6 protein-coding genes are annotated in these 12,486 nt (G+C 45.8%); all 6 read left to right on the top strand.

Features of this window, described 5'->3' with window-relative positions; translation table 11 throughout:
- Positions 1–122: 122 nt before the first annotated feature.
- Positions 123–1,112 (top strand): ABC transporter permease, encoded by a 990-nt coding sequence (locus AC0VYE_RS01450; RefSeq protein WP_076270688.1) that lies wholly within the window; start codon positions 123–125, stop codon positions 1,110–1,112.
- Positions 1,112–1,993, top strand: a complete 882-nt coding sequence (locus tag AC0VYE_RS01455; RefSeq protein WP_076270687.1) for a carbohydrate ABC transporter permease — start codon at positions 1,112–1,114, stop codon at positions 1,991–1,993. Before AC0VYE_RS01450 ends, AC0VYE_RS01455 begins: the two co-directional genes overlap by 1 nt.
- A gap of 54 nt (positions 1,994–2,047) precedes the next feature.
- Positions 2,048–3,562, top strand: a complete 1,515-nt coding sequence (locus tag AC0VYE_RS01460) for an extracellular solute-binding protein (protein WP_076270686.1) — start codon at positions 2,048–2,050, stop codon at positions 3,560–3,562.
- Between the two features lie 84 nt (positions 3,563–3,646).
- Complete coding sequence (locus tag AC0VYE_RS01465; RefSeq protein WP_475445567.1) at positions 3,647–5,317, top strand: DUF4091 domain-containing protein; 1,671 nt, start codon at positions 3,647–3,649, stop codon at positions 5,315–5,317.
- 48 nt (positions 5,318–5,365) lie between these two features.
- Positions 5,366–7,129, top strand: a complete 1,764-nt coding sequence (locus AC0VYE_RS01470) for a glycoside hydrolase family 35 protein (RefSeq protein WP_475445569.1) — start codon at positions 5,366–5,368, stop codon at positions 7,127–7,129.
- 56 nt (positions 7,130–7,185) lie between these two features.
- Entirely contained in the window at positions 7,186–12,474 is a 5,289-nt protein-coding gene (locus AC0VYE_RS01475) for a polysaccharide lyase family 8 super-sandwich domain-containing protein (RefSeq protein ID WP_475445571.1), read from the top strand.
- The last annotated feature ends 12 nt before the right edge of the window (positions 12,475–12,486 follow it).

The following is a 12,486-nucleotide window of genomic DNA, read 5'->3' on the forward strand; positions in this document are numbered from 1 at the left end:
TCAGATATTCTGAGCGAATAAGAATTGGTCATTGCCCGGCGGAAGCTTCGGCTTGTAAGATGCAGACATGAAACCATATGAGCAGCCAAGTTTAAACAAAATTGTTGGAGGTGGTGAAACCCTTGCCGCAATCTAATCCTGAATTAGCGAACGCAAGTTTATCACAAGGACATGAACCTAAGTGGCAAAAAACGAGAGATTCAAAGTGGTCTCAATTTAAAGTCATTTTAGGCCGAGAAAAATATTTGTACGTATTAGCACTTCCGGGTATTCTCTTCTTTCTTATTTTCAAGTACTTGCCCATATGGGGGCTGGCGTTAGCCTTTAAAAACTATTCCCCATACTTAGGCTTCTGGCAAAGCGAGTGGGTCGGATTCAAATATTTTAATGAGTTTTTCACGAATCCAGACTTCCTGCTTTTATTTAGAAATACGATGGCGATTAGCTTGCTGAACATCGTTTTCTTTTTCCCGATTCCCATTGTTCTCGCTATTCTCATTAATGAGGTTCACAATCGGGCATTTAAGAAAACGATTCAAACGATTATTTATTTACCGCACTTTTTGTCTTGGGTCATTATTGCAGGGATTTGCTTTATAATTCTCGGACAAAGCGATGGTATTATTAACAAGATTATTGTCGAATTAGGCGGCAAGCCGATCGGTTTCTTGACGGAGCCGAATTACTTCTGGGGTTTGTTGACTGCACAGAGCATTTGGAAAGAAGCAGGCTGGGGCACAATTATTTTCCTCGCTGCCATTGCGGGTATTAATCAAGACTTGTATGAGGCGGCGCAAATTGATGGTGCAAACCGTTGGAAGCAAATCGTGAATGTTACGCTGCCGTGCATTAAGAGCACAATTATTGTATTGCTCATTTTGCGGCTTGGACAAGTAATGGAGGTAGGGTTTGAACAAATTTACTTGATGATGAGTTCTCCCGTTTCACATGTGGCTGATGTATTCGATACGTATGTATACCGAACAGGCATTCAAAATGGTCGTTTCAGTTATGCGACGGTCGTGGGCATATTTAAATCGGTGGTTGGTCTTATCCTTGTCGTTACAGCCAATCGTTTAGCGAAAAAATTCGGTGAGGAGGGTCTTTACTAATGCATAAGTCCCTCGGTTATAAAGTGACAAACGGCATTATTTATACGGCGCTTGGTCTAATTGGACTCATCACGCTGCTGCCTTTTCTGTATGTCATTGTTGTTTCCTTTACAGACCCTTCGGAGTATTTGAGAAAGTCGTTAATTATAATTCCAGAGAAGTGGAGCCTTTCCTCTTATAAGTACATTTTATCGACTCCAATGTTTATGCGTTCATTAGGGGTCAGCGGCTTCTTGGCTGTTGTGGGTTCGGCAATCGGTATTATCGTTACAAGCGCTTTGGCTTATGCCTTGTCGCGGAGACGGTTTTTCGGTAAAAAGTTTTTCCTCGTTGCGATTCTAATGACGATGCTGTTCAACCCGGGTATGATTCCGAACTTTCTTTTGGTTGAAAGCTTGGGGCTAATCGATACCGTGTGGGCATTGATTTTGCCAGCTATTACGAGCGCTTGGTACGTATTTTTGATGAGAAATTTCTATCAGGAATTGCCGGAGGAGCTGGAGGAAGCAGCGAAGATCGATGGATGCAATGATATTGGGGTTTTCTTTCGAATTATGTTTCCGATTTCGATGCCAGCAGTCGCTGCGTTCGGGCTATTCTTTGCAGTAGGCTTCTGGAATACGTACTTCAACGGCGTATTGTACATTAACTCGGATGAACTTCGTCCGATGCAGGTTGTGCTGCAAATGATGCTGATTCAAGCTTCAACCAATATAGCGGATCCATCCGTAGCGGCAATGCTGCAGAGTGAGCAAATGCTCCCTCCAGAGACGATCAAGATGGCAGCGGTAGTTGTTGCGTCTCTGCCTATCATTATGGTGTATCCGTTCCTGCAAAAGTATTTTGTAAAAGGTATGCTGGTTGGTTCCGTAAAGGGTTAACGGATAAACGACCATTATATAGGGGTTTACTACAAATAAGGGAGGGTTTTAAAAATGAAAAAAAGTAGCTTTGGCATAACGCTTTTGACGCTCGTTCTTACGACAAGTTTAATTGGCTGTTCGAATGGTGGCGAAGCTAAATCGGCCGGCAATAAAGAGGGTAAACAAAAGCCGGTTGATATTAATATCGGCACGATGACTTATGGTGAATCTCCAAGCAGTGATCTCGAAAGTGTCCAGCAGCTCAACGAAAAACTAAATGTAAAGCTGAGCATCGATTTTTATCCGATTAATAGCTATAAAGAGAAGCTGAATGCTTTGCTTGCTTCCAAGAGCTTGCCTGATGTCATTCTTATTGAGGATATCAATGATCCTGCATTCTCAACCGCAATTGAGCAGGGTGCATTCTGGGATTTGACTCCGTTCTTGCAGGATTATCCGAACCTGGCAGGATATCCGGAGAATGCCATTGAGAACATTAAGTTCAAGGGGAAATCCTACGGTATTCCGCGTGTCCGCCCATTGGATGGACATGAATCTCTCATTATTCGTCAAGATTGGCTTGATAAAGTGGGATTGAAAGCACCAACGACGATGGATGAGCTCTACAAAGTGTTAGAAGCTTTTACAAAAAATGATCCGGACGGCAACGGTAAAAACGATACCTTTGGTATGGTGCAAGCGAGTGTCAGCCCTTATATGATGACGATGTTTGGCGCAGGTACAGCGTGGAAGGAAACGGCTGAAGGCGGTCTTGAGCCATACTGGCTGACAGCTGAAGCAAGAGAAGCGCTTGAATTCTGGAGCAAGGCGTATGGCGATGGTCTTATTACGCCGGACTTGCCCGTAATGAAGCCAAGCCAAGTGAAAGAAATGATGATTCAAGGCAAAGCGGGCATCTCCTTCGGCAATATTAACGAAGCATTTATTTTCGGACAAGAGCTGCAAAAAATTAAGCCTGAAGCAGAATTGAAGGCGTATGAAATTCCAGCTGCCACAGACGGCAAAAAGTACAATGAACAAGCATATGGCTACTATGGGTTGTTCCTAGTCAGCAAAAAGGTTAGTGAAGACAAGCTGAAGAAAATTCTTGAGGTTTATAACGAAACGGCGACTGAAGAAGGCTACAATCTCGTTACCTATGGTATTAAAGACAAGGATTATACCGTATCGGAAGATGGTTCAATCGTTCAAACCGATGAAGGCAAGAAAAAAGCATATGGTACAGCGACGACTGCGCAATGGATTTCCGGTTATTTCAACAAATATCAACGTGCTGAAGGACCTGGCATGCCAGCAGAAGTTAGAGATTACAACCGCCAGCTGGTAGATACCATCTCAGCATCTTCAATTAAGAATCCTGCTGCAGGGCTGCCAACGACTGAAGTATGGATGGAAAAAGGCGGCGATTGGCAGAAGAAGTTTGTTGATATGTACACAAACGTTGTCATTCGCAAAGCAAGCATGGAGGACTGGGACAAGTTTATTAGCGGGCTTAAAGCCGACGCCAGCTTCCAGCAGCATCTGAAAGAAACAAGTGATTCTTACAAAGCGTTAGCAAGCAAGTAAGTAAATAAGCCCGGTAAGTTCGAATAGGTCAGTCGAGTTTACCGGGCTTATCTTTTTTATTAGATCATGTAGGAGGAATATGAAGTGGAAAAGTTAAATGGAGCTTTGCAGCTGGAAACGAGATGTATCAGTTCATTGATCAAAGTATTTGCCGATGAAGAACTGCTTGCAGCTGCGGTAACTAGAGGCTCGGCACTGCTTGGTGAATCCTATTCGTTCCAGGTTGCATATCGGGCAGATGTACTTATGCGGCAGCTGCAGGTTCGGGTGGAGTCCGAGCTTGAGCAAGCATTGACCGTACGAACGGTAGAGCTGGTACCCGCCAATATGGTGAGCTATCACGATGCGGATGAATATGTGCTGAGAAGCACGCCCGGCTTGTATCCAGATGCGTTAATCCCATTTGATGCAAGCCGTGGTTTAACCGGTTATCCCAGCCAATGGCGTTCTCTATGGATAACTGTCGAGGTGCCGATGGATGCGAAAGCAGGTTTATTTGATATTCGTATCTATCTCATCAATGATAGCGGCGAGCAAGTAGGCGAGGAAACATTTACGCTGGAGGTAATTGCGGCAGCACTGCCCGAGCAGTCACTTATCCATACCGAATGGTTCCATGTTGACTGCTTGGCTACCTACTACAAGACGGACGTATTTAGCGAGTACCATTGGCATTTGATTGAGCAATACATCCAAACCGCTGTGAAACATGGAATGAATATGATTTTGACCCCTTTGTTTACCCCTCCGTTAGACACGGAAATTGGGGGTGACCGCCCAACCGTGCAGCTCGTTCAAGTTGAATGCGTGGGGGATGATTACCGATTTACTTTTGAAAAATTAAAGCGCTGGATTGCACTATGTGACCGCAGCGGCGTGAAATATTTTGAGTTCTCTCATCTCTTTACACAATGGGGTGCCAAGCATGCACCGAAGGTAGTCGCCACAGTTGATGGTCAGGAGAAGCAGCTGTTTGGCTGGGATACGGATTCCAAGGATTCAGAGTACACCGAATTTCTTACGTTATTTTTGCACGAGTTAGTGTCATTTATAAAAGAAAATGGTTTTGAGAAGCGGGTTTATTTCCATCTGTCGGATGAGCCAAACCTTGCGGACATGGACACCTATCGCGCAGCGAGTGAGCTTATTGGACCGATTTTGGAAGGATTTCCGATCATTGATGCACTCTCAGAGTATGAATTTTATGAAAGTGGTCTAATTAAGCATCCCATTCCGGCTAGCAATGCGATTCAGCCGTTTCTTGAACACGGGGTAGAGGGATTATGGTCGTATTATTGCTGTGCCCAATATAAGCTCGTGTCTAATCGCTTTCTCCATATGCCGTCTTCGCGCAATCGTGTATTAGGCATGCAGTTGTACAAGCTGAAGCTTGCAGGTTTCTTGCATTGGGGCTACAACTTCTGGTATGCGCAGTTCTCGAAGTATCCAATTAATCCGTTTCAAGTGACGGATGCTGGGGGCGGTTTTCCAGCGGGGGATGCATTTCTCGTATATCCAGGTGCTGAAGGGCCAATTGAGTCAATCAGGCTGGAGGTGCTTACAGAAGCATTGCAGGATCTGCGAGCGCTTGAACTTCTAGAGAGGAGTACCTCACGAGAAGCGGTAATTGCTTTGCTCGAAGATGGCTTAGAGCAGGAACTATCCTTTGAAGCATATCCGCGTGAGACGGAATGGTATATCCGCAAGCGGGAGGAAATTAACCGTCTAATTGGCGAGCATGAAAATTCGAAGTAGACATGGCAAGTTAAATACACCAAGTTCATGAGCAGAGGAGTAAGTGACATGGCATCATTCAAAGTGCAAGGTAATCAATTTCTTTATGAGGATAAACCGATAACGATTTTGTCGGGGGCGATTCATTATTTCCGTGTTATTCCGGGGTATTGGAAGGATCGATTGCTCAAGCTGAAAGCCTGCGGTTTTAATACAGTTGAAACGTATGTCGCATGGAATATGCACGAGCCGCAGGAAGGTAAGTTCTGTTTCACGGGAATGGCGGATATTGTAGCGTTTATCGAGATAGCAGCAGAGCTGGAATTGCATGTCATTGTACGTCCAAGCCCTTACATTTGTGCGGAGTGGGAGTTCGGCGGCATGCCGGCTTGGCTGCTTGCTGAGGATGGAATGCGCTTACGCTGCTATGACGAGTTATTTTTATCAAAAGTAGATGCTTATTATGATGTGCTGCTGCCGATGCTAAAGCCTTTGTTATGTACAAACGGCGGTCCAATTATTGCAATGCAAATTGAGAATGAGTACGGCAGCTATGGCAATGATCTAAAGTATCTTGAGCATATCAAGGAAAGCATGATTTCGCGCGGAATGGACGTTCTGCTGTTTACCTCAGATGGCCCGGAAGATTTTATGCTGCAGGGCGGGATGATTCCTGGTGTTCTTGAAACCGTAAACTTTGGTTCGAGAACAGAGGAAGCTTTTAATAGCTTAAAGCAAGTCCAGCCGGACAAGCCGCTTATGTGCATGGAGTATTGGAATGGTTGGTTCGATCACTGGAACAAGCCGCATCATACGCGGGATGCACAGGAAGCGGTGCAAGTATTTGAGGATATGCTGAATGCTGGCGGATCGGTTAACTTCTATATGTTCCATGGAGGTACGAATTTCGGATTCTATAATGGAGCCAACAACCATGGGAAATATGAGCCGACGGTAACGAGCTACGACTATGATAGTCCACTAACGGAGTGGGGGGATATTACGGAGAAATACGTCCTGTTAAGGGAGCTAATTGCAAAACATTTTGGCACGGCGTTAATGCCGCTTCCGGAGCCTGTTCGCAAAATGGCATATGGCCATGTTCAAATGAAGCCGGTTGCGCCGTTGTTCGATGTGCTGCCGTTGCTGTCGACACCGGTGCAGCGCGCTTGCCCTGAACCGATGGAGAAGCTCGGACAAGATTATGGATTTATTTTATATACAACAAAAGTTTCGGGCCCAAGACTAAATTGTTCACTTGTTTTGCAGGAGGTTCACGATCGCGCGCTCATATTTTTAGACGGAGAATATAAGGGTGTTATAGAGCGCTGGGACCCACAGCCAATCGAGTTTGATGTGCCGGAGGGCGGGGCAGAGCTTCGTATTCTAGTCGAGAATATGGGCAGAACCAACTATGGACCGTATTTGCGAGATTATAAAGGGATTACTGAAGGGGTGAGATTAGGCTTCCAATTTCTATTTGATTGGACAATGCATTCGCTGCCGCTTCATAATATTGCTCAACTTGAGCAAGCGCCTGCTTTTGAAGAGCGAGTACAAGACATAAATGGACCAACCTTCTACCAAGGCTCCTTCCACATCGAGCAGGAGTCGGATATTGCAGATACCTTCCTGGCACTTGAAGGCTGGACCAAAGGAATTGTATTCGTAAATGGTTTCAACCTTGGACGTTACTGGGAAGCAGGACCGCAGAAGACGCTTTATGTTCCAGGTCCGCTGCTTCGTACCGGTTCAAATGAAATTGTAGTGTTCGAGCTGCATGGAGCGAAGACGCTGCAAGTGACGCTTCAAGATACACCTGATTTGGGGTAGTACAAAGTATTGCAAAGTAATACCATTATGAACTGGAGATTGGAGAGGGTTCATTCATGAATATCAGGAAGAGGTCTATTTCAATTGTAGTGGTATGCTGTATGGCATTTCAGCTTTTGTTTGCGGGGCTGCCTATACTTGGCGAACAAGCGGTTGCGAGTCCGAATACGATGGTCAATTTGATTGCTAATGGCGGCTTTGAAGAAGGCAACTTAATTCCGGATAAAGGTTGGCAGGATGGAGGAAGACCAGCGGGCTGGGGCGTATGGCGCGCAATGGAAGGCAATCAGAATGTATCCGTTACAGAGGCTGTTTATCACACGGGAGCACGTTCAGTGCAAGTAAAGCACGACAAGCTTGCTAGAACAGACATCGTTCCTGATCCGCTTGTTCCGATTACACCAGGGCAGACCTATAAGCTGCAGGCTTGGATGAAGACGGATCAAGTGCTGCCGGAAAATGTGAGTAAAGGCGTATATATTCGTACGCAGTATTGCGGTGCTGATGGGAAAAAGATTGAGGACGGTCCTTATCTTCCTTATGTAAGAGGGACAACGGATTGGACACCTTATGAACTGCTGCTGCAGGTTCCAGATACGCCGCAAATTGCTAGCTTTAAGGTTGAAATATTTTTTGAGACGGGTACAGGAACGCTTTGGATTGACGATGTAACGCTCTCTCCATTCAAAGATATTACGTCCATCGAGCTTAATCCAAAAAACGTGAACATGGATAAGGAGCAAAAAGTCCAGCTGGTTCCTACTGTGGCACCTGCGAATGCGCCGATGGACGACCTGATTTGGAGCTCCTCCAATTCGCTAGTAGCAACGGTTCAAAACGGTGAAGTAACAGCTCATGATTATGGTACGGCGGTGATTACGGCTGCGACGAGCGATCGTAGAGTATCCGCACAAAGCTTCATTACGGTACAATCGGAAGCGCAGAAAAAAGCGTATGAAACGCTTCGCAAAAAATGGGCGGCAAAGCTGGTTGGCGGAGAAGGGATCGATATGAATGATCCTGAGCTTGCTGCAAATGTTGAAGCCTTAGTAAACCGAATGACGAATAAAGAAGGTACCGGAAGATGGGACAAGCTGAATAAAGCTGCTGATGCGGATGTATTATGGGAAGACGTCATCAGCAAAACACAGAATGATTCGTGGCGAATTTCCTGGGCGTACGGCATTATTCGAGATCTCTCGCTGGCTTATTCAATGAAAGGCTCCTCTCTTTTTGAAAATGAAGACTTGAAAAACGATATTATTCAGGCGATGGAATGGATGCTGAAATATCAATACAATTCCAGCAAGAAGATTACAGGCAACTGGTGGGATTGGGAGATCGGAACACCGCAGGAAATTATGAATATCCTGTCGCTCATGTATGATGCAATTCCGCCAGATTTAATTGCAAAATATATTGAAGCAATTGATAAGTTCGTGCCCGACCCCAAAAAACGTGTAGCGAATTCAGCGACGATTGAGACAGGAGCAAACCTGCTTGATAAAGCACTCGTTGTGACGCTGCGTGGGATTGTAGGTCAACATGCCGCTAAAGTCATGCAGGGTCGTGATTCGATTGCGGATGAGTTCTTGTATGTGAAGAAGGGGGATGGGCTTTATGAGGATGGTTCCCTCGTTCAACATACAAGCATAGCGTATACTGGCGGTTATGGTGCGGTATTGCTCGGACGTATGGCTGATTTATTTTATATTTTTGCAGATTCAGAGTGGGCGGTTTCAGACCCGAGTGCAAGCAATGTTTATAACTGGGTAAAAGATTCTTTTGAACCGCTTTTATATAAAGGTGCGATTCTGGACTCGGTCAAAGGTCGCAGCATTTCTCGTGCTGCCGATTCTGATCATATTACAGGGCGCTCCATTATAATGACGCTTCTGCGACTGGCTCAGTCTGCCCCGCCAGCCATAGCAGAGGAAACCAAAAGTATGGTGAAGGAATGGGTACGTTCTGACACGACATTCGAAAATTATTACGAAGGATTGCCATTATATGAACTTCATTTATTAAAGCAATTAATGCAGGATGACAGCGTTGCTCCTCGCGGCGAGCTGGTGCATACGCAAATGTTCGCAGGTATGGATCGTGCGGTTCAGCTTCGTCCTGACTTCGGGCTTTCTATCAGTATGTTCTCGGATCGCATTGCAGCGTTTGAATATGGCAATGGCGAGAATAAGAAGGGCTGGTACACCGGAATCGGAATGACAAATGTGTACAATAGCGACTTGAAGCAGTTTAGTGATCATTATTGGCCAACGATTGATAGCTATAGGCTGCCAGGAACAACAACAGATCGTTCTTACAGAGAGCCCGCAGAATGGGGCAATTATATGAACGGCAAGGATTGGGTTGGCGGTTCTGTAATCGATGATTACTATGGAGCTGTAGGTATGGAATTCTCGCTTGCAGGCAGTACAGGAAGCTCCTTGCAAGGGAAAAAATCATGGTTCTTGTTCGATGATGAAATGGTTGCATTAGGCTCTGATATTGTTAACAACACAGTGAGCATGACTGAAACAATCGTTGAGAACCGTCAACTGACCGAAGCGGGTACCAATAAGCTTATTGTGAACGGTCATGAGATGCCAATAAGCTTAGGCTGGCAGGAGCAAATGACGGATGTAAAATGGGCCCATATGGAGGGCAATGCGGTCGGTTCTGATATTGGATACGTATTCCCTTCGGGAGAAAAAGTGACAGGCAAACGTGAAGCGCGCGAGGGAGCATGGAGCGAAATTAATAAGGGCGGCCCAGCGGATGTAGTGAAGCGTAATTATTTAAGCCTTGCCATTGAGCATGGCATATTGCCGACAGCTGGCACTTATGAATATGTGCTGCTCCCGGGCAAGACGCCGGAGCAAACGGCTGCATATGAAGCGAATCCAGACATCCAAGTACTGGCAAAAACGGAGAAGGTTCATGCTGTAAAAGAAACGAAGCAGCAGGTTACAGGTTTGAATTTCTGGCAGGCGTCTGCTTTCCAGTATGTAAAGACGGATAAACCTATTTCCATGATGATGAAGGAAAAAGGCAGTGAGCTTACCCTTGCGATTGCTGAACCTACACAGAAGCAGGGCATGGTAACGGTTGACCTCGGTAAAATAGGATTGCAGATCATTGCACAAGATCCGAGTATTCAGGTCGTACAAACTTTCCCGTATACTCGCTTGGCAATTCATACGCAAGGAGCCGCAGGAAAAGTCCATACGATTACGTTGAAGGTTGATCCGAGCCAAACGATCGATATGGAAGCCATGCAGCCGGAAGAAGGCAAAACCTTTAAAATTCCGGTGATAGAGGATACCTTCGTTCGTAGTGGAGCAAATCATGCCAATGTGAATAATGGCTCCAAAGATTATGTTGAAGTGCGTGAATATGGCGAGGGGTATACACAACGATCCTTTATGAAGTTTGACCTCAGCAGCATCTCTGGTGATATGGAGTCTGTAAAGCTGAAGGTCTACGGAAAAATAAATGATGGCGATGCCAAATACGATTCTAATTTGATCGGTATTCACCGCGTTGAGGACGATTCTTGGAAAGAGACCGAGATGGTGTGGGGCAATCAACCGGCTTATGGTGATGCCATCTCCACAATTGCTTTCCAAAAGGTTGATAAATGGCGTGAATACGAGCTGACAAATACCGTAAAAGCGGAGCTGCTGCGTGATCAGCGTTTAAGTTTAGCATTGATCGAGCAGCCAGGCGTGAAAGGCTTGAATACACAGATCAAGAGTAAAGAAAACGCTGAGTTTGCGCCATATTTGGAAGTGAAGATGAAGGCATCTGAGGGTGCAAAGGTGACGGAGATTACTGTTACACCACCAGAAGCAGCGCTAAAGCAGGGTAAGCAAGTGAAGCTTGAAGCGGCTGTAAAACCCGATCATGCAAAAAACAAACAAATCGTTTGGACGATGAGCGATGAGCATCGTGCCTTAGCAACGATGCAAGTTAATAATGGACAAGCCGTTGTTACAGGCGTGCTGCCCGGCAAGGTGGAGATTATTGCAGCTTCGGTCGATGGAGGGTATCAAGCGACGGCGACTATTGTAATTGAGGCGGCGGAAGTAAAACCAGATCCGGAGCCAACGCCAAAGCCTGATCCGACACCAACACCAACACCGACTCCTGATCCAACGCCGAGCCCGGCAGTTGGAGGTTCAGGTTCAAATGAGATAACGATAAAAGAACGGGTTCAAGGCATGCTTGGCAGTGAATTAAAAATGGTCAGTACAGACGAGCAATTGGCGGCTGGGCAGATTTTAGTTTCACTACCGAATGGAGCCCAGAGCGTTCAGCTCACCTCCGCTGCCGTTTCGAAGCTGCTGGAGTGGAACCGTGAAGCTATGCTAATTGTGAGCGGGTCCAATATGTTTATTACTTTTCCACTAAAGCAGATGGCTAATCTTCAAGAGGCAAATGGTGTGCGAGTCGGAATGGAGCCTATTGCTGAAGACGCAGTTACAACAATTACAGACCATGCCAAAAAATTAGGTGCTTCACTCGTTCATATTGCAGACCAAGTTGTAGTGGAGGCGGACTCCTTGCAGCGAATGTACGGCAGCTTGATTAATGCTGGAAAGCTGGAAATGAAATGGAAGATAGAAACGAAAGCAAATCCGGCTCATTTGGCGGGGCTGCGTTATGACGAGGAGCGCAAAGCGCTTGTTCCAGTTCCAATGAAGCTAAAAGCGGTTGGGAGCGGTGTAGAAGCAACCTTTGACGGCCTGTCAGGCGAAACCTACCTGTTGGTTGAAGCAAACAAGACATTTGCGGATCTTGGGAAGCACTGGGTCAAGGATGATGCACAATATTTGGCATCTAAGTTTATTATGCAAGGAAGAAATGCAGATACCTTCGCACCTCAAGCGGAAATTACTCGCGCAGAGATGGCTGCTATAATTTCTCGAATGTTGGATCTCGGTGTGAAAGGCTCAAATCTAACATACACCGATGCAAGCGACATGCAGGGCAGTTGGTACGAGAATGATATTATTCGAGTGCATGAGGCTGGACTGATGAACGGTTATGCAGACGGCTCGTTTAAGCCAGAGCAAACCATTACGCGCCAAGAATTGGCGGTGCTGATTGCTCGCGTCATGAGTAAGATTCAACCAGACTGGATGACGGGGGCAGATACTGCTCAACTTCATATTTTTACGGATTCTCAAAATATAGCACCATGGAGCGTAAAGGAAATAGCATCAGCGGTAAATAATAGACTGTTGCAAGGGGACAAGCAGCAAAGATTTAACCCTGCGGCTTTAGCGACTCGTGCGGAAGCAGCCGCTATTGTAAAGAGAATGCTGGATCAGATAAATCGGTAGCTGAGAGGATGG

It is taken from the genome of Pristimantibacillus sp. Z349TD_6 (assembly GCF_056173205.1).

Excerpts from the sequence above, each read along its gene's own strand:
- AC0VYE_RS01455 (WP_076270687.1), top strand. The coding sequence starts at position 1,112 with ATGCATAAGTCCCTCGGTTATAAAGTGACAAACGGCATTATTTATACG.
- AC0VYE_RS01460 (WP_076270686.1), top strand. The coding sequence starts at position 2,048 with ATGAAAAAAAGTAGCTTTGGCATAACGCTTTTGACGCTCGTTCTTACG.
- AC0VYE_RS01470 (WP_475445569.1), top strand. The coding sequence starts at position 5,366 with ATGGCATCATTCAAAGTGCAAGGTAATCAATTTCTTTATGAGGATAAA.
- AC0VYE_RS01475 (WP_475445571.1), top strand. The coding sequence starts at position 7,186 with ATGAATATCAGGAAGAGGTCTATTTCAATTGTAGTGGTATGCTGTATG.